This window comes from Pseudomonas sp. KBS0710 (assembly GCF_005938045.2).
In the GTDB taxonomy this organism is placed as follows: Bacteria; Pseudomonadota; Gammaproteobacteria; order Pseudomonadales; family Pseudomonadaceae; genus Aquipseudomonas.
In genome coordinates, this window is record NZ_VCCF02000001.1 from 5,598,814 (window position 1) to 5,623,894 (window position 25,081).

The 25,081-nt window shown below is 61.1% G+C and carries 25 protein-coding genes; 9 read left to right on the top strand and 16 right to left on the bottom strand.

Annotated elements, in window-relative coordinates; all coding sequences use genetic code 11:
* Positions 1–26: 26 nt before the first annotated feature.
* From FFI16_RS25605 to FFI16_RS25625, 5 genes are all read right to left on the bottom strand, one after another.
* Complete coding sequence (locus FFI16_RS25605; RefSeq protein WP_138817333.1) at positions 27–608, bottom strand: alpha/beta hydrolase; 582 nt, start codon at positions 606–608, stop codon at positions 27–29.
* A 315-nt stretch (positions 609–923) separates the two neighbouring features.
* Entirely contained in the window at positions 924–1,325 is a 402-nt protein-coding gene (locus tag FFI16_RS25610) for a biopolymer transporter ExbD (RefSeq protein ID WP_017136714.1), read from the bottom strand.
* A 1-nt stretch (position 1,326) separates the two neighbouring features.
* The gene (locus tag FFI16_RS25615) at positions 1,327–2,049 is read right to left on the bottom strand and encodes a MotA/TolQ/ExbB proton channel family protein (RefSeq protein ID WP_122257440.1); all 723 of its coding nucleotides are present in this window, start codon (positions 2,047–2,049) and stop codon (positions 1,327–1,329) included.
* A 51-nt stretch (positions 2,050–2,100) separates the two neighbouring features.
* Complete coding sequence (locus tag FFI16_RS25620; protein WP_138817334.1) at positions 2,101–2,922, bottom strand: energy transducer TonB; 822 nt, start codon at positions 2,920–2,922, stop codon at positions 2,101–2,103.
* Positions 2,923–3,162: 240 nt separating this feature from the next.
* A complete protein-coding gene (locus FFI16_RS25625) occupies positions 3,163–4,014 on the bottom strand; it encodes a LysR family transcriptional regulator (RefSeq protein WP_138817335.1) in 852 nt (283 codons plus the stop codon).
* Positions 4,015–4,123: 109 nt separating this feature from the next.
* On the opposite strand from FFI16_RS25625, the gene FFI16_RS25630 reads away from it, so the two are divergent.
* The gene (locus FFI16_RS25630; protein ID WP_138817336.1) at positions 4,124–5,323 is read left to right on the top strand and encodes a CynX/NimT family MFS transporter; all 1,200 of its coding nucleotides are present in this window, start codon (positions 4,124–4,126) and stop codon (positions 5,321–5,323) included.
* Here the strand turns inward: FFI16_RS25630 and FFI16_RS25635 are convergent.
* Positions 5,294–7,609 (bottom strand): TonB-dependent receptor, encoded by a 2,316-nt coding sequence (locus FFI16_RS25635; RefSeq protein ID WP_138817337.1) that lies wholly within the window; start codon positions 7,607–7,609, stop codon positions 5,294–5,296. The genes FFI16_RS25630 and FFI16_RS25635 overlap by 30 nt on opposite strands.
* 155 nt (positions 7,610–7,764) lie before the next feature.
* Here FFI16_RS25635 and FFI16_RS25640 point away from each other — a divergent pair, with 155 nt between their 5' ends.
* Together FFI16_RS25640 and FFI16_RS25645 are read left to right on the top strand one after the other, a co-directional pair.
* Positions 7,765–8,709, top strand: coding sequence for a LysR family transcriptional regulator (locus tag FFI16_RS25640; RefSeq protein WP_138817338.1), 945 nt, complete (start codon positions 7,765–7,767; stop codon positions 8,707–8,709).
* Positions 8,710–8,899: 190 nt separating this feature from the next.
* Positions 8,900–10,507 carry an alkaline phosphatase family protein gene (locus tag FFI16_RS25645; protein WP_138817339.1) on the top strand — a complete coding sequence of 536 codons (1,608 nt, stop codon included), beginning with the start codon at positions 8,900–8,902 and terminating at the stop codon, positions 10,505–10,507.
* A gap of 61 nt (positions 10,508–10,568) precedes the next feature.
* On the opposite strand, the gene FFI16_RS25650 is transcribed toward FFI16_RS25645, so the two are convergent.
* The gene (locus FFI16_RS25650) at positions 10,569–11,474 is read right to left on the bottom strand and encodes a TauD/TfdA family dioxygenase (RefSeq protein WP_138817463.1); all 906 of its coding nucleotides are present in this window, start codon (positions 11,472–11,474) and stop codon (positions 10,569–10,571) included.
* A 181-nt stretch (positions 11,475–11,655) separates the two neighbouring features.
* On the opposite strand from FFI16_RS25650, the gene FFI16_RS25655 reads away from it, so the two are divergent.
* Positions 11,656–12,576, top strand: coding sequence for a LysR family transcriptional regulator (locus FFI16_RS25655; RefSeq protein ID WP_138817340.1), 921 nt, complete (start codon positions 11,656–11,658; stop codon positions 12,574–12,576).
* A gap of 100 nt (positions 12,577–12,676) precedes the next feature.
* Here FFI16_RS25655 and FFI16_RS25660 read toward each other — a convergent pair whose 3' ends face one another.
* A complete protein-coding gene (locus FFI16_RS25660) occupies positions 12,677–13,678 on the bottom strand; it encodes an ABC transporter substrate-binding protein (RefSeq protein ID WP_138817341.1) in 1,002 nt (333 codons plus the stop codon).
* 279 nt (positions 13,679–13,957) lie between these two features.
* Here FFI16_RS25660 and FFI16_RS25665 point away from each other — a divergent pair, with 279 nt between their 5' ends.
* From FFI16_RS25665 to FFI16_RS25675, 3 genes are all read left to right on the top strand, one after another.
* Positions 13,958–15,544, top strand: a complete 1,587-nt coding sequence (locus FFI16_RS25665) for an ABC transporter permease (RefSeq protein ID WP_138817342.1) — start codon at positions 13,958–13,960, stop codon at positions 15,542–15,544.
* A complete protein-coding gene (locus FFI16_RS25670) occupies positions 15,541–16,356 on the top strand; it encodes an ABC transporter ATP-binding protein (RefSeq protein WP_138817343.1) in 816 nt (271 codons plus the stop codon). Before FFI16_RS25665 ends, FFI16_RS25670 begins: the two co-directional genes overlap by 4 nt.
* A 138-nt stretch (positions 16,357–16,494) precedes the next feature.
* A complete protein-coding gene (locus FFI16_RS25675; protein ID WP_138817344.1) occupies positions 16,495–16,809 on the top strand; it encodes a hypothetical protein in 315 nt (104 codons plus the stop codon).
* Positions 16,810–16,812: 3 nt separating this feature from the next.
* Here FFI16_RS25675 and FFI16_RS25680 read toward each other — a convergent pair whose 3' ends face one another.
* Positions 16,813–17,886 carry a fatty acid desaturase gene (locus FFI16_RS25680; protein WP_138817345.1) on the bottom strand — a complete coding sequence of 358 codons (1,074 nt, stop codon included), beginning with the start codon at positions 17,884–17,886 and terminating at the stop codon, positions 16,813–16,815.
* Positions 17,887–17,987: 101 nt separating this feature from the next.
* On the opposite strand from FFI16_RS25680, the gene FFI16_RS25685 reads away from it, so the two are divergent.
* Positions 17,988–18,992 (top strand): AraC family transcriptional regulator, encoded by a 1,005-nt coding sequence (locus FFI16_RS25685; protein WP_138817346.1) that lies wholly within the window; start codon positions 17,988–17,990, stop codon positions 18,990–18,992.
* Between the two features lie 84 nt (positions 18,993–19,076).
* On the opposite strand, the gene FFI16_RS25690 is transcribed toward FFI16_RS25685, so the two are convergent.
* Complete coding sequence (locus FFI16_RS25690; RefSeq protein WP_138817347.1) at positions 19,077–19,436, bottom strand: response regulator; 360 nt, start codon at positions 19,434–19,436, stop codon at positions 19,077–19,079.
* A gap of 38 nt (positions 19,437–19,474) precedes the next feature.
* Complete coding sequence (locus FFI16_RS25695; protein ID WP_138817348.1) at positions 19,475–20,161, bottom strand: Crp/Fnr family transcriptional regulator; 687 nt, start codon at positions 20,159–20,161, stop codon at positions 19,475–19,477.
* An 83-nt stretch (positions 20,162–20,244) separates the two neighbouring features.
* On the opposite strand from FFI16_RS25695, the gene FFI16_RS25700 reads away from it, so the two are divergent.
* A complete protein-coding gene (locus FFI16_RS25700) occupies positions 20,245–20,772 on the top strand; it encodes a DUF962 domain-containing protein (protein ID WP_138817349.1) in 528 nt (175 codons plus the stop codon).
* Between the two features lie 139 nt (positions 20,773–20,911).
* Here FFI16_RS25700 and FFI16_RS25705 read toward each other — a convergent pair whose 3' ends face one another.
* From FFI16_RS25705 to oscA, 5 genes are all read right to left on the bottom strand, one after another.
* Positions 20,912–21,892: a sulfate/molybdate ABC transporter ATP-binding protein gene (locus FFI16_RS25705; RefSeq protein ID WP_065930891.1), complete on the bottom strand. Its 981-nt coding sequence runs from the start codon at positions 21,890–21,892 to the stop codon at positions 20,912–20,914.
* A 3-nt stretch (positions 21,893–21,895) separates the two neighbouring features.
* Positions 21,896–22,768, bottom strand: a complete 873-nt coding sequence (gene cysW, locus FFI16_RS25710) for a sulfate ABC transporter permease subunit CysW (RefSeq protein ID WP_138817350.1) — start codon at positions 22,766–22,768, stop codon at positions 21,896–21,898.
* A gap of 13 nt (positions 22,769–22,781) precedes the next feature.
* Positions 22,782–23,600 carry a sulfate ABC transporter permease subunit CysT gene (gene cysT / locus FFI16_RS25715; RefSeq protein ID WP_065930892.1) on the bottom strand — a complete coding sequence of 273 codons (819 nt, stop codon included), beginning with the start codon at positions 23,598–23,600 and terminating at the stop codon, positions 22,782–22,784.
* A gap of 76 nt (positions 23,601–23,676) precedes the next feature.
* Positions 23,677–24,687, bottom strand: a complete 1,011-nt coding sequence (locus FFI16_RS25720) for a sulfate ABC transporter substrate-binding protein (protein ID WP_138817351.1) — start codon at positions 24,685–24,687, stop codon at positions 23,677–23,679.
* 74 nt (positions 24,688–24,761) lie between these two features.
* Positions 24,762–24,944, bottom strand: coding sequence for a sulfur starvation response protein OscA (oscA, locus tag FFI16_RS25725; protein WP_003170956.1), 183 nt, complete (start codon positions 24,942–24,944; stop codon positions 24,762–24,764).
* Between the last annotated feature and the right edge of the window lie 137 nt (positions 24,945–25,081).

Genomic DNA, 25,081 nt, shown 5'->3' on the forward strand with positions numbered 1-25,081 from the left:
ACTCAGGGACGGGGCGTTGAAAAAATTTATGCACTGCGCCGGGCGTGATGTTCCAGACGATTTTGCAGGCGATAGAGGTAGGCGAAACCCTGTTCCCAGCGTTGGTGGCCGGACTTCACATTGATATGCCCGGCACCGGACAAAATGCCGGCTTCAGCGCCCCAGTTGCGTGCCAGTTCCAAGGCGCGGGTGGCGCTGACGGCACTGTCGTTGTCGGAGCTGACCACTTGGCTGGGAAACGGCAACAAGTCGGTGGGAATCGGTGCAAAGTTGCGCAAAGCGGGGGCGCAGGCCGGGCGTTCGACATCCGCCGGGGCCACCAGCAAGGCGCCGCGCACCTGCCGCAGAAAATGCACCGGTGCCGTCGCGGCCCAGTGGGCCACGGTGATGCAACCCAGGCTATGCGCGATGAGAATCACCGGCGTGCTGTCGGCGGCGATGGCCTCGGCCAGTGCGGCCACCCAGTCTTCGCGACGCGGGGTAAGCCAATCGGCCTGCTCCACGCGTGCGCTGTTGGGCAGGCTGTTCTGCCAATGACTTTGCCAATGATCTTCTGGCGATCCTTGCCAGCCCGGCACGATCAGATAACGAATCGACTCGCTGTGCATGGGTGTGCCCTCCTGCAGCGTTTAACGTTGCTGGTCAGTATAGGGACGAGGGTTATATTCGTTAAGGAATAAGAAGCTATTTATTAATAACCAAAATCTCAATCGCACAGATACTTAAAATGTGGGAGCTGGCTTGCCTGCGATGCGATGGGTCAGTCGATGCATCTGTAACTGAGAGACCGCTATCGCAGGCAAGCCAGCTCCCACACTGAACCCTTATGCACATCGAGATTCGTGTCTGAGCCTAAATTGCAGGCAAAAAAAAGGCCGCACCCTGCCAAGGAGACGGCCAAAAAATTGTCGAGGCTTTTAACACTAACGTGCAGTAATCACCGACAGCTTGGTGATGCCCGCGCGCTCGATAGACGCCATGGCTCGCGCCACTTCGCCGTAATTCACACCATCATCGGCCTGCAGTTGTACCCGCACCTCCGGATCCTTGGCCTTGGCCGCCTGCAGGTTGAACTCAAGCAGGTCGGGCTGGATTTCGTCCTTGTTGATAAACAATTTGCCGGCGCCGTCGATGCTTACCACCAGCGGGTCTTTCTGCTCCACCGGGGCGACTGCTTGAGTCTTGGGCAGATTGATCGGGATCGAGTTGGTCAACAACGGTGCGGTGACGATAAACACCACCAGCAGCACCAGCATCACGTCCACCAGCGGCGTGACGTTGATCTCGCTCAGCACCTCATCACTGTCTTGCGTGGAGAAGGCCATTTCAGGACGCCTCCTTCACTTTTTGCGCGGTGCCGGCCGCGCTTTTGGTCAGCGCAGGGTGCAGCAGCACGCGGAAGGAATTCTTCTGCGCCAGGCTGTAGAAATCGTGGGCGAAGTCATCCAGGTCGGCCGCCGTGAGCTTGAGGCGACGCAGGAAGTAGTTGTAGACCAGCACCGCCGGCACGGCGACGGCGATACCCACACCGGTGGCCACCAGTGCCGCACCAATTGGGCCTGCCACGGTTTCCAGGCTGGCCGAGCCGGCGGCGCTGATGCCTTTGAGGGCTTCCATGATGCCCCACACGGTGCCGAACAGGCCGATAAACGGCGAGGTGCTGCCGATACTGGCGACCACGGCCAGGCCGGTTTCCAGAGAGCGGCGCTCACGCACAATTTGCTGGCGCAGGGCGCGTTCAAGGCGGTCCTGGTGATTGATGGCCTGGCTCAGGTCTGCCGCGTGCGGTGCATCACCGACCTGGATCGCGGCATAACCGGCCTGGGCCACACGGGCAGCAGCGCCGGGCTGGGTTTCGGCCAATTCAGCGGCGGAATCGAGACTCGACGCCGCCCAGAACTGTTTGTGGAACTTGCGATCCTGCGCTTTGAGGCGCCCGAACTGCACGCCCTTCAATAACGCCAGGCCCCAAGTGGCGACCGAAAAGACCACCAGCAGCCAGATCACCGCGCTTTCGATGGATTCAAGTGGAGATGCTAATGCCATGATGTTTTCCCTCTGTGCAGGTGGCGGCGTGTCCAACACACCGCTGCCGAATAGTTAGTGAATCTTGAAATCGATCGGGACACTGACCCAGCCGTCCTGCGCCACATCGCCCTGCTTGGCCGGCACGAAGCTCCAACGCTTTACGGCGGTCAATGCGGCGTCGTCGAGTTGCTGGCGACCGCTGCTTTTCTGAATCTGGATCTCACCCGGCTTGCCGCTGGCCAACACATGCACGCGCAACAACACCGTGCCTTCCCAGCCACGGCGCTGGGCCAGTGACGGGTACTCCGGCGCCGGGTTCTTCAAGTACGCGGCGTTGGCTGAAGCGGGTGTCACCGGTGCGGGTGACGGTGGAGCAGCCGGTGCTGGCGGAGCAGGAGGCGCAGGCGTCGGTGGTGCAGGCGGTTGCTCTACCGCTTTCGGTGCGGGCTTGGGTTCAGGCTTCGGCACCGGCTTTGGTTTGGGCTTGGGAACAGGTTTTGGCGGCGCAGGCTTGGCCGCCAACTCATCGACAACCGGCGGCGGTGGCTCAACCACAGGTGGCGGCGGTGGTGGCGGTACAGGCGGAGGCGGCTCCACCACTGGCGGCGCCGGTTGGGAAAATTCAATGGTCATCGGCGGGATTTCCGGCGGCACAATCGGCAGCACCGGCGTGGGCTTCTGGCTCACCCAATAGATCACCGCACCGTGCAGGGCCAGCACCAGTAACCCGAGCAGAATCCCTTCGCGACGGCTCGAAAAACGTTTCGGGGTTTTCTGCAAACGCAATTGCCCCAACGGCGCGCGGTGCGGCCGGCCAAGGTCGACCAACTCACCACCCGGTGCCTGGCGCCACTGCGCCTCGGGTGCACTGGCGGCGGTCTGGACATTGCCCATTGATTCACTCCCTACGGTTTTCACACAAAAAAACCGACAGGCCTGCCAAAGCGGCCGTCGAGGGCTGAATCATCGGGGCTAGACGCTTATCTCTTAAAGTAATCTTTGAAGTTATAGATAGATCAAAACTGAATAAACGAAACATCCTGAAACGCCAAGCCCACGTCTTCCGTGGCCTGGCGGCGAGGCGCTATTTTTCGATGCTTATCAGGCATACGAAATATTCAGAAAAGGCATGGCTCAACGGGAGCTATTTGTACATAAATCGAGCAATTGGCGTTGCAGCGTCTGCCCGGCCGCGCCTAAACCACTGCGGCCATACAGCGCAAGGCGCACGCCCTGGACCATGGGCAAGCCACTGTCATCGCCGAGCACCACATGCCCAGGCTGCACCACCCGTTGCGGCAACAAGCTGATACCCAAACCTGCCGCCACCGCCGAACACACACTGGCGAGGCTGGCGCTGGAATAACCGATGCGCCAACGCCAGCCACCGACTTCCAGGTGGTGCAGCATTTCATTGCGGTACAAACCGCCTACCGGAAACGCCACCAGGGGCAGCGGGTCGCGTCCAATCGACGGCATGCTGCGGCTGTCTACCCAACACAGCGGTTCCGGCCAAGAGGCCACACAGTCCTCGCTGTCACCCATCTGCTTGACCAGCAACACGTCGAACTCACCGGCGCGGTATTGGCGCTGCAACTCCGGGCCGAGACCACTGGTAACTTCCAGCCGCACGCGCGGGTAGGCCACCACAAAGGCCGACAGCAACGGCATCAGGCGTTCGGCGGCAAAGTCCTCCGGCACACCCAGGCGCAATACGCCGTCGCTTTGCTGGTTGATCAATACATCGGCGGCTTCTTCATGCAGCGCGAGGATGCGCCGCGCGTAGGCCAGCAAGCGTTCGCCCTCGGCGGTGGCCACCACGCGGCGCTGGTCACGGTCGAGCAACTGGCACGCCACGGCGTCTTCCAGGCGGCGGATCTGCTGGCTCACGGTGGATTGGGTCAAATGCAGACGCTCGGCAGCGCGGGTGAAATTGCCGCAATCCACCACGGCGACAAAACTGCGCAATAACACGGGATCGAACATGCTTGTCACCATTGCGTTTGCCACTGATTGGCATGGTTATATTTAATTTCAGAATACTCTGGCGGCTGGACATACTTCACGTCTCTTTTGCGCAAACGACAGGCCGTGCATGACGCTCAACCATTCATTCGCGGGAAAACTAGCCGGCTGGGGCCTTTTGGTCGTACTGGGCCTCAACCTGCGCCCCATCCTCAGCTCCATCAGCCCCTTGCTCGGCGAGATCCGCCAAGCCACCGGCCTGAGCTTCCAAAGCAGCGCCCTGCTCACCAGCCTGCCGGTGGTGTGCATGGGCCTGGTGGCGCTGGTGGGTGTGCGCGTGGAAGCGCGCCTGGGCGAGCGACGTGGCATCGCGCTGGGCCTGATGATGATTCTGCTGGCCTGCCTGACGCGCTGGTTGATGGGCCAGGCGTCGGCGCTGCTGGTTACGGCGTTACTGGGCGGCGCCGGTGTGGCGCTGATCCAGGCGCTGGTGCCGGCGATGATCAAGCGCGAATTTCATCACCGCGTGCCGGTGGCGATGGGTGTGTACTCGGCCTCATTGATGGCTGGTGGCGGGCTGGCGGCGTTGCTCAGCCCGCTGGTGGCCACGCATTTTCAGCAATGGCAGGCGGGGCTCGGCGTGTGGCTATTACCGGCGCTTGGGGCGTTATTGTTGTGGGCCTGGCTGCCGTTGGGCGCGGCGAGAAACCCGCCAATCGCGCCTGCCTTCAAAGGGCTGCGCAATCGTCGGGCGTGGCTGCTGGCGTTGTATTTCGGGCTGGTGAATTGCGGCTACATGAGCATGGTGGCGTGGCTGCCGGCCTACTACCAGCAACTGGGTTGGGGCGTGTTGCCGAGCGGTTCGTTGTTGGCGTTCATGACCATTTTCCAGGTGATCGCCGCGCTGCTGATGCCGGTGTTGGCCCAGCGCGGTATCGACCGTCGCCCGCTGCTCGGCATAAGCCTGTTGGCACAGACCATCGGCTACCTCGGCCTGATCCTCGCACCGCTCGAGTACCCCCACCTGTGGGTCGCCTTGTGTGGTTTTGGCCTGGGCGCGTGTTTCGCCCTGAGCCTGCTGCTGACCCTCGACCACCACCGCGACCCACGTCAGGCCGGGCAACTGGCGGCCTTCGTGCAGGGCGTGGGCTTTTTGATCAACGCGGTCTCACCCTGGCTGACCGGCTGGCTGCGCGAACTTACCGGCAACTTCGTCAGCGCCTGGGTGGTGCTGACCGTCACGGTGCTGGCGATGCTAGTGGTGACGCGGGTGTTCAGCCCGGCCACCTACCGCACCCACTCAGAAGTCGTAGCGCCCCGTCACGCCTAGGGTGCGCGGCGTGCCCAGCAAACCTTCGTAGCCGCCATTGCCGCCGGTCCACAGGGTGGTGTAGTAGGTTTTGTCGAAGGCGTTTTTCAGCCATAACGACACATCCCACTGCCCTTGCTGGTAGTTGCCGCGCAGACCGGTAGAGAGGTTGACCACCGCGTAGGCCGGAATCTGCCCATAGTCGGAGTCCTCGACCGTGCCCACCGCTTTGGAGCGGAATGCATAGCTGGCGGTCACGTAAGGTTCGAAGCCGTTATCCAGGTTCCACTTGTACTCGCCGTTGGCATTGGCGATCCACTTGGACGCGCCCACCACTTGGTGGCCGCTCAGGTCGCAGGAGGCCGGCGCCCCCGGACGCAAGCTGACTTCCGGTGGGCATGGCGCATCTTTGTAAGACAGGTAACTCACATCGTTGAACGAGCCATTGATATTCAACGTCAGGCCCCGGATCGGCACCAGCGTGCTTTCCACTTCCACGCCGCGCGAGCGCACGGAACCGGCGTTGGTCAGGTACTGCACGCGGTTCTCCTGGTCGTAGGCGTTGGTCTGGTAGCCGTTGACCTGGGTCCAGAACAGGTTGGCATTGAGTTGCAGGCGGCGGTCCCACAGCGTGCTTTTAAACCCCAACTCTGCGTTGTTGGCCCGCTCGGTGCCCACCAGCAGCGAATCGGCCCCAGCCGTCGGCGCAGAACCCACCACCAAATTGACCCCGCCGGACTTCTCGCCATGGGACAACGTGGCGTAGCCAAGCAGGTTGTCGTTGAAGTGGTAACTCAGGTTGAGCAGCCCCGACGGCGTGGCGCTGTACTGGTTGAGATCGCCGGAGTCATACGCGCCGGTACGCCCTCGCCGCGCCGTGGCAGCGGCGCCGGTGACCGCAGCGCCACCCACGGGCGCATTGCGGCTGACCCAGGCGCTTTTTTCTTCGTAGGTGCCACGCACACCGGCGGTGAAATCCAGACGCTCGGTGAGATGCCAGGTGCCTTGGGCGAACAGGGCAAAACTGTCGGTGCGAATATGCCCGTTGCCGACGGTGCTCACATCATTCAAGGCGCCGGTCGGCGTGCCATTCCAGATATCCGCCTTGGGCCCGTAATAGGCGAAGGATTTGTTATCCAGCGAGTTACCGAAGTAGTAGGCGCCCAGCACATAGTCGAAGAACCCACCGGTAGGTGACGCCAGGCGGAACTCCTGGGACCACTGCTTATCTTCCACCGACACACCAGCGTTATACGACGCCGGCACGTTGAGGCCGTCGTCATTGCGCGGGGTGAAATTCCACCAGCGATACGAGCTGACCGACGTCAGCGTGAAGTCGCTTGGTAGCGTCCAGTTAGCCTCAAGGGACGTGCCGCCCTGGAACACCGTGACATGCTGGTCGTTGTCCAGGTTGACCTTACGGTGCGTGCCGTCCACCAGGGTTGCGCCTGCCGCTGCGGCGCGGGATTGGTAGAGGTTAGTGCCATTGATGGTCGGCCCGGTGCTGTACAGCACGCGGGTGCCGGCGCTGGAATCTTCTTCGTTGTAGTCGCCGATCCAGCGCAGGTTGAAGGTGTCGCTGGGCTTGTACAGCAACTGCCCGCGAAAGCCCTGGCGTGAGCCGCCGTTAAGATCATGGCCGTCGTACTCGTTCTTGATGTCGCCATCGCTGCGTGTGCGATAGGCCGAAAAACGCCCCGCCAGATCGTCGGTTAGCGGGCCGGAAATCGTGCCCTTGGTCTGGAAATAACCGTCCTCGCCCAACGAGGTTTCGATGCTGCGCTCCGGAGTGAAACTCGGCGCGCGCGTGCTGATATTGATCACGCCCGCCGTGGTGTTCTTGCCGAACAAGGTGCCTTGCGGGCCGCGCAAGACTTCGAGCTGCTCGATGTCCATCAAGTCGAACACCGCCATGCCTGGCCGCCCGAGGTACACGTTGTCGATATACAGCCCCACGCTGCCTTCCAGGCCGTCGCTGGCCGGGTTGTTGCCCAGCCCGCGAATCGACACGCTGGATTGACGCGCATGCATATAAGCGACGTTGACGCTTGGCACCAGTTGCTGCAAATCCTGAATGCGGTAGACCCGCTGGCTCTCCAACGCCTGGCCGCCGATGACGCTCATGGGCGTCGGCACTGCCTGGGCGCTTTCGGTGCGCCGCCGGGCGGTCACAGTGACGGTCTCAAGCTGGCCGCTGGCGTTTTCGCCCTTGCCTGCCGGCGCAGGTGTTTCGGCGGCCTGGGTCGGCGACCAACTGGTGCTGCCGGCCACCAACATGGCCAGGGGCAAGGACTTCAACAGACTCATAAGCGGCTCCGAAACCCGGAAATATCGATCAGTAGATATTCCCAAAAGTTAGTTATTTATGTTTTATCGAACATTTACTGCATAAGAGATAGCCTTTATAAGGAGTCGACCTAATGCATAGCCAATGCATTTCCCGGATATTTTTGATGTGAAAAATGCATATCGACTTACGCCAACTTCGCCACTTCATTGCCCTTGCCGAACAACGCAGTTTTGTCGCGGCGGCGTTGGCCGTGAACCTGTCGCAGTCGGCGTTCAGTCGTAGCATCCAGGCGTTGGAACACAGTGCCGGCTGCCAACTGGTAGACCGTGGCCGCAAGGACCTGGCGCCGACCAAACAAGGCCAGGTGCTGCTCGAACATGCACGGCGCCTGGTCAGCGGTGCGCAGCAACTGGCCAACGAGATCAGCCAGTTCAATGGCCTGGAAGCCGGTGAACTGCGCTTCGGCTGTGGCCCGGCGCCCGCTGCCGGGTTGATCCCGCGTGCCATCGGCAGTTTTATCGGGCGCTACCCCAAGGCCCGCGTGCAGTTCCAGGTGGATGACTGGCAAAGTTTGAGCAAGCGCCTGCTCAGCGAAGAGTTCGAATTTTTCGTCGCCGACACCCGCCACTTCGAAGCCAACCCGGACTACCACACCCACCGCCTGCGCGCGCGGCGCTGGTACTTCTGCTGCCGCGCCGGGCACCCGCTGGCCGAGCGCGAAAGCGTCAGCGCCGCCGAGTTGATGAGCTACCCGCTGGCGGTGACGATTCGCCCGCCGAACCTGCGCAAAGTCATCGTCGACCTCAGCGGCCGGCCGGATTACCTGCCCAATGTGGAGTGTGAAAACGGCTATAGCCTGATGGGTGTGGTGCTGCGCTCGGATGCGATCGGCATCGTCAGTGCCAACAGCGATGTGCTGCATATGGCGCGGGGTGAGTTGGTGTGTTTGAAGATTGAGGGGCTGGCGGAGGATTTAGAGGAGCGATACACCCGCTACGGGATTGTCAGCCGTGCGGGGTATCGGCTGTCGCCGTTGGCGGAGGCGATGATTGAGCAGATCAAGCAGATCGATGAGCTGGATGAGGATGTGTGCGCGTTGGAGAATGTCGCCGTCTGAGCGGGCTCTATCGCAGGCAAGCCAGCTCCCACAGGGGAACGCATTTCAAGTGTGGGAGCGGGCTTGCTCGCGAAAGCGCCAGTAGCAACACCCATGCATTCCCTGCATAAAACCCAGTCCTAAAATGCACTTGCCAGCCCACCACCCGAACAGCGAAAACCTTCACCTGTCCTCCGTTCGGTGAAACCTCATGTCCAACTCACAACCCGTGCGCAATGTGCTCTACATCATGTGCGATCAACTGCGCCGCGATTACCTGTCGTGCTACGGCCACGCGCATTTGCACACGCCCAACATCGACCGCCTCGCAGCTGCCGGCGTGCGCTTCAGTCGTGCCTATACCCAGGGCACCATTTGCGGGCCGTCGCGGATGTCGGCGTACACCGGGCGTTATGTCAGCAGCCATCAGGTGGCGTGGAACGCGGTGCCGTTGCCCTTGGAAGAACTGACCATCGGCGACTACCTTCGCCCCCATGGCATCCGCACCGCACTGGTGGGCAAGACCCACGCCACGCCGAACCTGGAGGCGTTGCAGCGCCTGAATATCGACCCTGAAAGCCCGCAGGCCGAGCCTTTCAACGAGGTGGGCTTCGACGCTTATTTGCGCCACGACGGCATCTACCCCGACAGCCCGCTGTTCGCGGAAAAACGCGAGTCCGCTCCCTACACTCAGTACCTGCGCGAGCGCGGCTACGACGGTACCAATCCATGGCATGAATGGGCGAACGCCGCCGCCGGTGAAAACGGCGAAGTGCTCAGCGGCTGGCATATGCGCAACGCGGGGCTGCCTGCGCGAGTAGCAGAGGAGCATTCGGAGACCGTCTACACCACCGACCGCGCCATCGACTTTATCGCTGAACAAGGCGAGCAGCCGTGGTGTCTGCACCTGTCATACATCAAGCCGCACTGGCCCTACATCGCCCCGGCGCCGTATCACGCGCTGTATGGCGCCGAGCATATCCAGGCGCCGATTCAGCCTGCGCACACCAGTGATCATCCGGTTTACCAGGCTTTCCGTCAGCATCAGGAGAGCGTGAATTTTTCCCGTGATGAAGTGCGGCTCACGGTGGTTCCGACCTACATGGGCCTGATCAAACAAGTCGATGATCAACTCGGGCGGCTGTTCGATTTTCTGCAAAGCAACGGCCGCTGGGACGACACGCTGATCGTGTTCACCAGCGACCATGGCGACTTCCTCGGCGACCACTTCCTGGGCGAAAAAGAGTTTCTGCTGGAGCCTGCGGTGGGCATTCCGCTGATCGTGCGCGACCCGCGTGCCAGTGCCGATATCAGCCGTGGCACGGTGGATGAGCGCCTGGCGGAAACCATCGACGCCCTGCCAACGTTCCTCGATGCCCTGGGCTTGCCTACCGCAGACCATCGTCTGGAAGGCCGTTCGCTGATTCCGCTGCTGCACGGCCAACCCGTCGTCTGGCGCAATTACGCCATCGCTGAGTATGACTATGCCTTCCAGGCCCCGGCGCGCGAGCGTTTGGCGCAACCGATCGACCGCTGCCGCATGACCATGGTGCGCAGTGAGCGTTGGAAATACCTGGCCTATGACGGTTTTCGTCCGCAACTGTTTGACCTGCAGAATGACCCGCAGGAGTTGCACGACCTGGGCGCCGACCCGACCTATGCGGCGGTGCGCGAGACGCACTTGGGGTATTTGTTCGAATGGCTGCGTGGGTTGAAGCGGCGTACCACCATCAGCCATGCAGAGGTTGATTCGCGTGGCCAATGGTTTCGGTACGGTGAGCCGGAAGCGGAAAAGGTAGTGAAGATCGGCGTCTGGTAATCACACAAAAAACTAATGTGGGAGCTGCCTTGTCTGCTCCCACATTTGAATCTGCTTACGCTTAGAGGCCTTTGGTGGTCTGGCTGCGCTGCCCTTGCACGCTCACCGGCACATCGCCCTTGAGCGTGACCCGACGCACGATGCGTTCCTGAGTGCCGTAGTCATCCACCGCGTAATGCTGAGTCGCGCGGTTGTCCCAGATCGCCACGTCGCCGGTGTTCCAGCGCCAGCGCACGGTGTTTTCCAGGCGGGTGACGTGGCCTTGCAGCAGGTTGAACAGCTGCGCCGATTCGGTCTGTGAATAGCCTTTGAGGCGTTTGACGAAGTGGCCCAGCAGCAAGGTTTTTTCGCCGCTGACCGGGTGTACACGCACCACTGGGTGCTCGGTTTCATACACGGTGGAGGTAAAGATCTTGCGGTATTCCTCGAGCTTTTCTAACGACACATCCGGCTTGCGCCCGGCGTAGTCATACTCGTTGCTGTGCACGGCCCACAGGTTGTCGGCGAGCGCGCGCAGGTCGACGCTGAGGTCGTTGTAGGCAGCGGCCGTGTTGGCCCACACCGTGTCGCCACCGGACTTTGGCGCCAGCACCGAACGCAGGATCGAGGCTTTCGGGTAGGCATCAACAAAGGTCACGTCGGTGTGCCAGGAATTGGCGCGCTGGCCACGGGCGCCATCGAGCTCCAACAGGAAACGCGTGCCGTCGCGCACCGGCACCGTCGGGTGTGCGATTGGCTCGCCGAGCAGGTGCGCGAAGGCTTCCTGGCTCTGGTCATCGAGGTGGGTTTGCTCGCGGAAGAAGATCACTTTGTACTGCACCAGCGCTTGCTGGATAGCCTCGACGGTGGCGGCATCCAGATCACCGGAGAGTTTGATGCCACGGATCTCGGCGCCGATGCGGCCGGCCACCGGGTGGATGTCGAGCGCTTGGGCGACGGGTTGAACAGCTAATGCGGCGTTGCTCATTGTGATGACCCTCATGTGCCTGCTGATGGTGGGAAGCTTTCCAGCAACGCTCTATCCATATGCAATTTAGATCTAGCAAATGAACCAATGCTTCGTTGACGGAATAAGAGCTTGCATTTAAAACCTCAGCTCCCACGGTCGCAAATGCCTTCGACCTATTTTTCAAATGCCGGGAAAGCATATGGATCTTCGCCAACTTCGGTACTTCATCGCCCTCAACGAACACCGCAGTTTCGTGCGCGCAGCCGACGCCATGGGCATCACCCAACCGGCGTTCAGCCGCAGCATTCAAGGGCTGGAGCAGGAGTTCGGCTGCGTGCTGGTCGACCGTGGCCACAAGGACTTGCGCCCCACGCCAGAGGGCCAGGTGGTGCTGCAACATGCCTTGACCCTGGTGCACGGCGCGGCGCTGCTGAGCAGTGAAGTCACGCGCATGACCAAGCTCGACGCCGGCGACCTGCGCTTCGGTTGCGGCCCGGCGCCAGCGGTAAAACTGGTGCCGGATGCAGTGGCGCGTTTTATCGGCGCGCACCCGAAAATCCGCACCAGTTTCCAGGTGGATAACTGGGAGAAACTCAGCCGCGCCTTGAGCCGCGAGGAGATCGAATTTTTTATCGCCGACATCCGCCAGTTCGAGGCCGACCCGAACTTCCAGACCCGCGCATTGACGCCCAAGCGCGGCGTGTTTTTCTGCCGCCCAGGCCACCCGTTGCTGGCCAAGGACAGCCTGTCGACCAACGACATGTTCGACTACCCGCTGGCCTCGCCGCTGATCTCCCAGGGCATTCGCAAACTGCTGGCGAACCTGAGTGGGCGCATGGATTTTTCACCCAGCATTCAGACTGAACACTTCCCGGCGCTGGTAAAAATCGTGCTGCAATCGAATGCCATCGGCGTGGGCACCGAGGAAGCCTTTGCCGAGGACATCGCACAGGGTTCGCTGGTGCTGCTGCACTGGCGCAATTTGCCGCAGAACATGGAGACCTTGAGTGCACGGTGCGGGATTGTCAGCCGCACGGGGTCGAGGTTGTCGCCGGCGGCGAAGGCGATGATCGAGACGCTGGTGGAGGTCGACAGGCAGGAGGTGAGTGTGGCGGTTTGACAGGCCTCATCGCAGGCAAGCCAGCTCCCACAGGTTGGAATGCATTCCAAATGTGGGAGCGGGCTTGCTCGCGAAGACGGCAGCCCAGACACCACCTCTGTCAGAGCCCCGCAGCGGCCAGGTTCGGCACCACCCAGTCACTCACCTGAAACGACTTGCGAATCAACCGCTCCTTGGACGCCAAGTCCACCGCGCCCTGCAACTTGCCCAGGAACACCGGATCCAGGGTCGCCGGGAAAATCTCGCTGAGCTGCTGGTCTTTCAAGTCGTTGGTCAGGATCACCGGCGGATAACTGGCACGCCCCGACACCAGCTCGATATACGCCTGCTTGTTGCTGTCGGTGGTCAACCATTGCACCGCTTGCTGCTGGGCCTTGAGCAACTTGGCCACCGCATCGGGGTGTTCGTCGACAAACTGTTTGCTGCCCACCAGCACCGCCTGGATGCTGCCGGCACCGCCGAGGTCCTTGGTGGTGAGCGGTATTTCCGCCAGCCCTTTGGCCTGCAACGCCGTCAGGTTCGAACCGCCCCAGGTCGCATCAATTTGCTTGGCGGCCAACGCCGCACCCGCCGCGTTGAAATCCAGGTTGATGACTTTCAGGTCCTTTTCATTCAAGCCCTGGCTGGCCAATGCGCTGTCGAACGACAACTGGCTGGCCGTGCCACGGAACACCGCCACACGCTTGCCCTTGAGGTCCTGCAAGGTTTTGATCCCCGAGCCCGGCACCACGCCCAGGTACTGCTTGATGTCGCGCGCGGTGGCGCTGAGCAAACGTGTGTCCAGCCCATTGGAGCGACCGATGATCGCCGCCAGATCACCCAGGTAGGCCAGGTCCACCTGGCCATTGGCGAAGGCTTCATTAATCACGGGACCGGCGCCCTTGAAGTAATTCCACTGAATCTTGATGCCTTGGTCGGCAAAGGCTTTTTCGAAGATCTGCTGCTCGCGCAATACATCCGTTATACCGCCGCCGCTGTGCTGGCTGCCGGCACTCAGGTCAGGCACGGCGATGCGGATTTCCTTGAGGTCGGCGGCGTGTACCAACCCGGCCAGGGCGGTGCCCGCGAACAGGCTGATCAGACGTTTGAAGGGCAGTTTCATAAGCGCAGCTCCTGGTGGGCGACGGTCGCCTGGGGAGCAGAAAGTAGGCATAGCCCGAGCAAAACTTTAAATACTATAAATTCACAATTTAATAGCTTTTTGGACTATGCAAGCAGAAACGCTGGCTCCAGCGGCGTATGCATAAACAGCATCAAAAATATTCTTCGAATGCATTGGATGCGTGCAGGGCAGAGGCTTTAAATGATTTTTCTTATCTCACAATCATCTTGATTCAATTTTTGTAAGATAAAAATCACATAACGCCGAGGGAGGTCCGCCATGGCCCGCACTTCACAGTTGAGCCTGCCTCTTCCAGCCCCCGCGCCGCGCTGGCCCTTGCTCAGTGAGCGTCTGCTGCCCTGGTTCTTACCGCTGGCTTTGTTTGCGCTGTGGTGGTTGGCCAGCCGTCATCAGTGGATGAGCGAACAAATTTTGCCCGCACCTTCACTGGTGTGGAGCAGCGCCGTGGAGCTGGCCGGTGGCGAGCTATGGAGCAACCTGGCGATCAGCTTGCAGCGTTTGTTCTGGGGGCTGTTGGCCGGTATCGGTGCGGGGGCCGTATTGGGTGCTCTATTAGGTTTCAGCGCACGCGCCGAACGCCTGGTGTTCCCCACCTTCAGCGCGTTGTCGCAAGTGCCGACCCTGGCCTGGATCCCGTTGTTCATGGTGTTTTTCGGCATCGGCGAAACCTTGAAACTGGTGGTGCTGGTGAAGGCGATTGTGGTGCCCGTTACCTTGCACACACTGGTCGGCGTGCGTGACGCGCAACCCAACCTGCGTGAAGCCGCCCGCGTGCTGCGCCTGCCCACCCACCTGCTGATTCGTCGGTTGATACTGCCCGCTGCATTGCCGGCCTTCATGGCCGGTGTGCGCCTGGCACTGGCGGCGGGCTGGACCTCGTTGCTGGCCGTGGAGCTGCTGGCTTCCAGCGAAGGCATCGGCTACCTGATGGTCTGGGCACGCCAGTTGTTCATGCTCGATATCGTCTTCGTGTGCATCGTGGTCATCGGCGTGCTGGGCGTGGTGATGGATCGCGGCATCGGCTGGCTGGACCGCAAATGGGTGCATTGGCCGCACCCGGCCACCGCGCAGATTCGGCGTGGCCCGCGCTATGAAGGGTGGCAACGCCTGCAACCGTGGTTATTGCCGCTGCTGTTGCTGGCGTTGTGGCAGGTGGCGAGGGATCAGGCTTGGGTGGACCCCAATATTCTGGTCAGCCCATGGGCCGTGCTGCAAACCACCGGCGCAGGTGTGCTGGATGGCAGCCTCTCCGGCGCGTTGGGCAAAAGCCTCGGCCGCACGCTGGGTGGCTTGTTGCTCGGCGGCAGCCTGGGATTTGCCATGGGCCTGTGGCTGGGTTTGTCGCGACGCAGCGAGCGAGTGCTCGGGCCGACCCTGGCCGCACTGCGTCAGATCGCGATTTTCGCCTGGGTGCCATTGCTCACCGCCTGGTTCGGCCTGGGTGAGTTGGCCAAGTGGGTGTTTATCGCCCTGGCGGCGTTTTTTCCGCTGTTCATTGCCACGCAGCGCAGCGTGCTGAACCTGTCGCCACAGCTGCGCGAAGCCGCGCACGTGCTGCGCCTGAACCTGTTCCAGCGCCTGCGCCGCCTGGTGCTGCCGGGCGCGGCGGCGGGGATCTTCGCCGGCCTGCGCCTGAGCCTGATCTATGCCTGGCTGGGCACCATCGGCGCGGAATATTTCATGCCGTCCAATGGCGGCATCGGCAGCCTGATGATCGGCGCCCAACAGTTGCTGCGCATGGACCTGATCATGGGCGGCATGCTGCTGGTCGGCCTTACCGGCGCGACGCTCAACCTTATCGGCCAACGCATCGAAACCCGCGCCACGCGCTGGAGACACGTATGAACGCACCTATCGTCAGCTTCAACCATGTAGGCAAGACCTTCGACGTCGACGGCTTTGAGCTGGAGGCGATTCGCGAATTCAACCTGGACATTACCGAGGGCGAGTTCGTGGCGATTGTGGGCTCAAGCGGCTGCGGCAAATCTACCCTGCTGCGCCTGCTGGTGGGGCTGGATACGCAGTTTCGTGGCGAGATCCGGGTGGACGGCAACGCCGTAAAGGGTATCGGCGGCGAACGCGGCATCGTGTTCCAGGAACACCGGTTGTTCCCCTGGCTGACCGTCGCAGAAAACATCGGCCTGGGCCTGGTCAACGAGCCGTTGAGCGAGGCCGAGCGCAACCGGCGCATCGGTGATTTTATCGAATTGGTGGGCCTTACCGACTTTACCCGCGCTTATCCGCATCAGCTGTCCGGCGGCATGGCGCAGCGTGTGGCAATCGCCCGTGGGCTGGTGGCCAGCCCGCGTATTCTGCTGCTCGACGAGCCGTTCGGCGCCCTCGATGCGCTGACCCGTCAGCAGATGCAAGACGAGCTATTGGCCATTCGCGCCCGCGCCAAAATTACCACCGTGCTGGTAACCCACGATGTGGAAGAAGCGATTTTTCTGGCCGACCGCGTGGTGGTGATGGAGCCGCGACCCGGGCGCATCAAGCAAGTAGTGGACATCGCCCTGCCCCATCCACGCCAGCGCAGCAGCTTCGAGTTCCACCAACTGCGCGAAGAGCTGCTGCATGAACTGATCAGCGACGACCACTATCAACCGCCGCTGCGCGAACAGATTCGCGACCTGCCGCTGGCGTTTATTGCCTGTTAGGCCTGAAAACATCGTTGGCCGCGACGACATCGACGCTTACAACCCCAGCATTGCGATGGCTGAGCAAGACGACTTAGATGCGGGCTCACTGTATCTACCCAGTGTCTTTTCAACCCTACTTGCTCAGGAAGAGTATGCATGACTGTAGCGTCCCGATTGATCGCCTGTGTGGCCCTTTCCCTGCTGACAATGGCAGCGCAGGCCGCGCCCAAACTAGCCCCGGCGGCCCCGCCGCTTATCGAGGTGGTAAACAAAACCAAGACCCCGCTGGACATTATTCAGGGTAAATGGATAACCGTTGTGCTGCCGGGCGAGAGCCAGCAGGTTGAAGATTCCAAAACCCGCCCGCTGACGATCGCCACTAAAACCCATGAAGCAGCCATCCGATTTGTAACGCTTTCATACGCCAAAGGCTGCAAGGCAGCCACCTGCCTGCTGATTAGCGGAGAGTAATCCTCACACCGGCGCAGTCTGGGTTGCTTGCGACTGCGCCTGCGTTTTGCCCTCAAAGCGATTGGCCCGGGCAAACGTACCGAAATCATTGAAGCGCACACCCATCTCGCGCATCACCTTATGCGCCACCTTGGCGGTCATCTGGCGAATGTAGAACGGCTCCTTCACCACAAAATGGTGGATGCCGTGGGTGCTGCCGAAGTTGAAGCAGAACGCCTGCAATGGCCACATCCACCAGGGGTTCAGCACTTGGGTTTGCTGGATCACGTTGCCCAGTTCCACATCGCCGTAATAGTGCATGTTGGAGCTGACAAAGTGCAGGCAAAAGGTGCGCAGCATGTTGGGGCCGATGATCACCACGGCGGCGATATCGATCACCTGCATCATCTGCAAAGTGCCGGCGGACCAGTCGATGGGCGCGCCCATCAGGCTGGCAATGCCATTGGCGGCATGAAAGCCCAGGAACACATACCACGCGCCCCAATGCAGCAGTGCCAGCGGTGCGTACACCAGCAGCGAGCGTTTGAGGATCTTGAGTTTGTGACTCCAGGTTTTGGCCCGCAGCATGCGGATAAACGCCGACATCAGGTTATCGCCCACCATCAGCAACCGCGCGAACCCCCAGGGCTCGCCATTGGTGATGGCGCGTTCTTCCATATCGGTCTCGGTGCCCGACACCTTGTGGTGGTTAAGGTGCAGGTGCCGGCGTATCCACGGGTTGATGGTGCTCGGCCGCGCCAGCCACACCAGGCCCATCATCAGGTTGTGTGGCACGCGTTGCTTGCGAAAGTACATGCTGTGGATCAGGTCGTGTTCCAGCTCGTGGGTCAGCGAAGCGAGGAAGGCATTGAGCAGCAGGCACGCCCACCAGGCCATATGGCCGGTGATATACAGCGCCGCCGAGCCAAGCATGCCGAGCAAGGCAAAGGCCAGGATGCCCGCGCCCAACGCGTCCTGATGCAGCAGCCAGGGGTGCTGTTGGCGCAACCGCACGCCTTCGGCGAGCACCACTTCGCGGATTTTTGCCGAGCGCTGTTGCGCGTTCATCTGTTGGGGACTTGCAGAAGTACCGTCCATGCTCCCATCCTCTTGTTAAGTGATACGTCCATCCTGCCCCAAGCGATCGGGCGGGACGCTAGCCCCGGACGCCAACCTGTTGACCGCAAGCGCCAATCACCATGACTGAACCCACCTCCCTCGCCAGCTGGACCCGCGCCCTGCGCAAGCAGCTCGACGCCCTGAACCTGGACAGCGCCGCGCTGTGCAGTGAGGCCGGGCTCGATCCGCAGCAGATGGACGACCCCAATGCGCGTTACCCGCTGTCGGCCACCACGCGCTTGTGGGAACTGGCGGTGCAGGCCAGCGGCGACCCGGCGATTGGCTTGCGAGTGTCACGGTTCGTCAGCCCCACCACCTTTCATGCGCTGGGTTATGCACTGGTGGCCAGCGGCAGCTTGCGTGAGGTGTTCGAGCGCATCGTGCGGTATCACCAAGTGGTCAGCGATGCGCTGACCCTGGAGCTTAGTGCAGAGGGCGAGCGTTACCACTTTCGCCTGCTGCAACCGCCCGACAGCCCGGCGCCGGCGCTGGAAGCCATTGATGCGTTTGCGGCGATTTACGTGCGTACCTGTCGCAACCGCCTGGGCCGCGACTATGCGCCGTTGGCGGTGTACCTGCGCCGCCCGGAACCCGCCGACCCCAAACCCTGGCATGCGGTATTCCGCGCGCCGGTGTTTTTTGGCGCCGAGGAAGACCGCTTGGAGTTCGCCGCACGGGATTTCGACAGCCACCTGGACGACGCCAACCCCGAGTTGGCCGAGCACAATGAAACCGTGCTCAAGCGCACCCTTGCCCAACTGCAACCGCTGACTTGGGAGCGCAAGGTGCGCAGGGCGATCGAGGAACAATTGCCCGAGGGCGAGCCGAGTGCCGAGCGCATTGCCCAGGCATTGCACCTGAGCCTGCGCAGCTTGCAGCGGCACCTGGCGGATGAGGGCTGTCGGTTTGATGCGTTGCTCAACGAGTGCCGCGAGAACCTGGCGCTGCTGCACTTGCGTGATCCGCACTGCTCATTGGCCGAGATCAGTTATTTGCTCGGGTTTGCCGATACCAGCAGTTTCAGCCGCGCGTTCAAGCGCTGGACGGGGATGACGCCGGGGCAGTTTCGCGATGGGTTGCGCTAGGTCGGGGCTCATCGCAGGCAAGCCAGCTCCCACAGGGGAATGCATTCCAACTGTGGGAGCTGGCTTGCCTGCGATAGCGGTGGCTCAGCGACCACGCCGCAAGAGTTTTTTCACCCGCGCGACCAGCACCTTGGCATCAAACGGCTTGAGCAGATAATCATCCTCATGCAGTTCCAGCCCACGCAAGCGGTCTTCAATCCCGCCCGGCGTGGTCAGGAACAACATCGGCGTCTCACCCTTCAACCGAATCGCCTGCTGCAACTTCCAGGCATTCAGGCCCGGCAGCATCACATCCAGGATCACCAGGTCGTATTCGCTGCTTTCAACCAGGCGCAACGCCGCCATGCCATTGGCCGCGACTTCGACGCTGTAACTGGCCTCGTTCAAGCCCTGGGCCATCCGCTGTGCCTCTTCGGATTCATGTTCCACTAACAGCACGCGCATAACACACCTCGATTAATCAGGCTTGCAGGCTAACACCCTCAGGTGTGCGCCGCCTCACGCAGTCGCCGGGCGTCGAGGATTTCGATCTCGCCGTAACCCAGGCGCACGATACCTTGGGCCTGCAGGTCTTTGAGCAAGGCGTTGGTGGTCTGGCGTGACAGGCTCAACATCGCGGCCAGGTCTTCCTGGGGCAGTTGCAGCACGCTTTTTGAATACTCGGCTTCGCCATAACCCTCAACGATCATCAACAGACGATGGGCCAGGCGTACCGAGGCAGGCATCAGGCTCAGTTGCTCGATATTGATAAAACTCAGGCGCAGTTTCTGGCTCATCAGCAAGGCCAGGTCGCGCCAGTACTGCGGGCTGTCATTGAGGATATTCAACAGCGCCTGTTGTGGCACCTGCAGCAGCGTGCACGGCCCGACGGCGCAGGCGTCATGGGTGCGTGGCAGGCCGTCGAACAGGCAAATCTCACCCAACCAGAAGGGTGATTCCACCAGACTCAACAGTGCTTCCTTGCCGTGCTCATTCACCGCGCTGATGCGCAAGGCGCCGTCGAGCACCGCGTACAGGCCACAGGGCGGGTCGCCGCGCTTGAACAGGGTTTGCCCCGCCGCCAGCTGTCGCAGCCGGGCGTGGACCAGCAGGCTATGCTGAAAAGGATCCGGCAGGTGGCTGAACCAGTGGCCGCAGGCCAAGCGAGTACGCCATTTCTCTGTGTCCATGAGCACTCCGAAGATTGTCGCCCAGCTGACAGTCAATCACAGGCGGACAGGGCATGATCCAGCATCCTACAGGAGGAACAACAATGAAAAGCCTCGTCGACCACCTCAGCCAATACGCCGCCTACCACCGCGACCCGCGCAATATCGCCAGCCACTTTATCGGCATCCCGCTGATCGTCGTCGCCGTGGCGGTGCTGTTGTCACGCCCCGAATGGGCCGTCGGCAGCCTGTGGATATCTCCGGCAGTCCTGCTCGCGCTGTTTTCGGCATGGTTTTACCTGCGCCTGGAACTGGCGCTGGGCGTGCTGATGACGGTGTTGATGGGCTTGTCGGTGTGGGCCGGGCATGCGCTGGCGGCGCAGAGCACGCTGGTGTGGCTGAGCAGCGGCATCGGGATGTTTGTGGTGGGCTGGGTGATTCAGTTTGTCGGGCACTACTACGAAGGCAGAAAGCCGGCGTTTGTGGATGATGTGTCGGGGCTGATTGTGGGGCCGTTGTTTGTGGTGGCGGAGTTGGCGTTTTTGCTGGGGTTGCGGCATGGTCTCAAGGAGCAGATTGAGCAGCGCTCGGGGCCAGTAACGCGCCGTGATCTGGAGCCGAGAAAGGTCTGAATGTGGGAGCGGCGGTGCGACGATTCGACTTGCTCGCGAATGCGGTGTATCAGTCGGTATTTCTGTTGACTGACACTCTGTATTCGCGAGCAAGTCGAATCGTCGCACCGCCGCTCCCACATTGGGTTTTGCAGTGTTTTCAGGCTTTTTGCCAGACCTTGGGCTTGAAGAACAAGGTCTCGCCACGCGCCAGACCGGTCAGGCTGTCGTGGTCTTTGACCACTTCGGCCTCGATCAACTCGCTTTGGCCTTCGACCTTCAGCGTTACCCGTGTGGTGGCGCCGAGCGGGCGAATATCGCGCACTTGCGCCGCGTGGTGATCTTCCAGCTCATGGCGCGACAGCGACACTTCATGGGGGCGGAACAGCACGTGCTTGTCCTCACCCAGATGCAGGCGGTTGGAATCACCAAGGAAGTGATACACAAAATCGCTGGCCGGGTTTTCGTAGACTTCGCCCGGTGAGCCAATCTGCTCGATCACGCCCTTGTTCATCACCACGATGCGGTCAGCAACTTCCATGGCCTCTTCCTGGTCGTGGGTCACGAACACCGAGGTCAGGTTGATGTCTTCGTGCAGGCGCGCCAGCCAGCGGCGCAGCTCTTTACGCACCTTGGCGTCGAGGGCGCCGAAGGGTTCGTCCAGCAACAGCACTTTGGGTTCTACCGCCAGGGCGCGCGCCAGGGCGATACGCTGGCGCTGGCCGCCGGAGAGTTGTTCCGGGTAGCGATCCGACAGCCAATCCAACTGCACCATGTTCAACAGTTCATGCACCTTGACCGCAATCTGGCTTTCGCTCGGGCGCTGGTTTTTCGGCTTCATGCGCAGGCCGAAGGCAACGTTGTCGAACACGGTCATGTGGCGAAACAACGCGTAGTGCTGGAACACAAAACCGACGTTGCGATCCCGCACGTCGTGGCCGGACACGTCTTCGCCGTGGAACACGATGCTGCCGTCATCCGGGGTTTCCAGGCCGGCGATGATGCGCAGCAAGGTGGTCTTGCCGCAGCCGGACGGGCCCAGCAACGCCACCAGCTCGCCACTCTGGATATCCAGATTGATGCTGTTCAGGGCCTTGAAGGCGTTGAAATTCTTGCTGACATTACGGACTTCGATCGACATGACTTATTCCTCACCGGCGCTGTTGCGCAGGCGGTTGATACGGTTCTCGCTCCACTGCTTGAGCAGCAGGATGAAGAGCGCCAGGATCAGCAACAGGCTCGCGACGGCAAACGCGGCGACATGGTTGTATTCGTTGTAGAGGATCTCGACGTGCAGCGGCAAGGTGTTGGTCACCCCGCGAATGTGGCCGGACACCACCGACACCGCGCCGAACTCACCCAGCGCCCGCGCGGTACACAGCACCACGCCGTAGATCAGGCCCCACTTGATGTTCGGCACGGTCACGTGCCAGAACATCTGCCAGCCGTTGGCGCCCAACAGGCGTGCGGCTTCTTCTTCCTGGGTGCCCTGCTCCTGCATCAGCGGGATCAGTTCACGGGCCACGAACGGCACCGTCACGAAGATGGTCGCCAGCACAATGCCAGGCAAAGCGAACACGATCTGGATGTCATGCTCTTGCAGCCACGGGCCGAAGAAGCCCTGGGCGCCGAACATCAGCACGTAGACCAGGCCCGCGATCACCGGTGACACCGAGAACGGCAGGTCGATCAGCGTGACCAGAATGCTCTTGCCACGGAACGAGTACTTGCTCACACACCACGCGGCGCTGACGCCAAACACCAGGTTGAGCGGCACCGAAATCACCACGGCGATCACCGTGAGCTTGAGCGCCGACAACGCGTCCGGCTCAAGGATCGCCGTGAAGAACGCGCCGAGGCCGTTCTTCAAGCCCTGGGACACCACGATAAACAGCGGCAGCAGCAGGAACAGCGCGAATACCAGCCAGCCAAGTGTGATCAGGATGCGCCGCGACACCGCGCTGCCACGACGGGCAGCGTTGGCCGAGGACGCGGCGGAAATAGACGATTGGGACATGTTCCGCGCCTCCTTATGGGGTTTCGATGCGCCGCTGCAGCAAGTTGATCAGCAGCAGCAGGACAAAGGAAACCACCAGCATCATCACGCCGATGGCGGTGGCGCCGGTGTAGTCGTATTGGTCGAGCTTGACCATGATCAGCAACGGCAGAATCTCGGTTTTCATCGGCATGTTGCCGGCGATGAAGATCACCGAACCGTACTCACCCACGCCACGGGCAAAGGCCAGCGCGAAGCCGGTCAGCCAGGCGGGCAGCAATGCGGGTACGAGGATGTAGCGGAACACCTGCAAGGGCTTGGCGCCCAGGCACGCAGCGGCTTCTTCGATTTCACGCGGGATATCGGCGAGCACCGGCTGCACCGTACGCACCACGAAGGGCAAGGTGACAAAGGTCAGTGCCAGGGTGATGCCGATGGGGGTGTAGGCGATTTTAAAGCCCAGGTCCGTCGCGAACTGCCCGACCAGGCCTGCCGGTGCGTACAGCGCCGTAAGGGCAATACCGGCCACAGCGGTGGGCAGCGCAAACGGCAAGTCGATCATCGCATCGATGATCTTGCGGCCCGGGAAGGTATAACGCACCAGCACCCAGGCCAACAGTGTGCCGATCACGCCATTGATGATCGCCGCGACGAACGCGGTGCCGAAGCTCAGTTTTAACGCCGCCAGCACCCGCGGTGCGGTAATGATGGCCCAGAACTGATCCCAAGTGAGTTGAGCGGCATGTACAAACATCGCCGCCAGGGGGATGAGTACGATCAGGCTGAGGTACACCACGGTGTAGCCCAGCGTCAGCCCGAAGCCGGGTATGACGGGGGAAATACGACGCGACATAAGAGTCCTTGGTTAGCGGAACTGACACACAAAACCCGCAGGTGAATGCGGGCTTCGTGAGTGTGTGTTTCTCGGCTTACTGCGCCGTGTAGATCTGGTCGAACACGCCACCGTCGTTAAAGAATTTCGGTTGGGCAGTTTTCCAGCCGCCGAAGTCTTTGTCGATAGTCACCAGGTCCAGTTTCGGGAACTGCTGGGCGTATTTGGCGGCGACTTTCTCATCGCGTGGGCGGTAGAAGTTCTTCGCCGCAATCTCCTGGCCAGCCGGGCTGTACAGGTGCTTGAGGTATTCGGTGGCGATCTCGGTATTGCCCTTTTTCTCGGCGTTTTTGTCGACCACGGCAACCGGCGGCTCCGCGAGGATCGACAGGGACGGCACAACGATATCGAACTTGTCGGCGCCGCCGTCTTCTTTGAGTGCCAGGAATGCCTCGTTTTCCCAGGCCAGCAACACGTCACCCTGACCGTTGTTGACGAAGGTGATGGTCGAACCGCGAGCGCCGGTGTCGAGGATCGGCACGTGCTTGAACAGCTCTTTTACGTATTCCTGGGCCTTGGCTTCGCTGCCTCCGGATTTGAGGCCGTAAGCCCACGCGGCGAGGAAGTTCCAACGGGCACCGCCGGAGGTTTTCGGGTTAGGCGTAATAACGGATACGTCTTTTTTGATCAGGTCGCCCCAGTCCTTGATGCCTTTAGGGTTGCCCTTGCGCACCAGGAACACGATGGTCGAGGTGTACGGGGTACTCGCATCCGGCAGGCGGGTTTGCCAGTTTTCCGGCAGGGTTTTGCCCAGTTTGGCGATTTCGTCGATGTCGCCGGCCAGGGCCAGGGTCACTACGTCGGCGCGCAGGCCGTCGATCACCGCACGGCCTTGCTTGCCCGAGCCGCCATGGGATTGCTGGATCTTGACGTTGTCGCCAGGGTGGGACTGTTTCCAGTAGCTGGTGAACTCAGCGTTGTAGTCCTGGTACAGCTCACGGGTCGGGTCATACGAGACATTGAGCAACTCGTAGTCCTTGGCAACGGCGGAACCGGCAAACACGGCGCTGGCCAGTGCGGCCAGGGCGTAACGGCGAATCGACGACATAGAAGCTCCTGAAATTCTTGGGTGTTGGCTTTTTCTTATAGTTGCGGGTCTAGCATGCGAATCGCCGTTGTTGCTTAGCTCGGTTTGTTACCCGGGTTCTGCAAACGGAATTTTTCCTTGCGTTCGATCTGCACCACTTGGGCGTTATGCACAGTGATTTCCACCGCGCCAAACCGCAGGTCGCGCAAGGCGCTCTGGATCTCACGCAAAATGGCTGCTTCGTCCTGGCCGTCGACGCTACGTAGAGATGCGCTCATGGTCTCGCTCCTGAAATGAATAGTGCCTGGCAGTGGCGGCACTGCTTGCGGCGTGAGGGCGATAGTAGATAAGCGCGGATATTCTTAAAAATACTATTTAAGAATGTTTATATAACCAGAAAGAATTTTCTGACAGG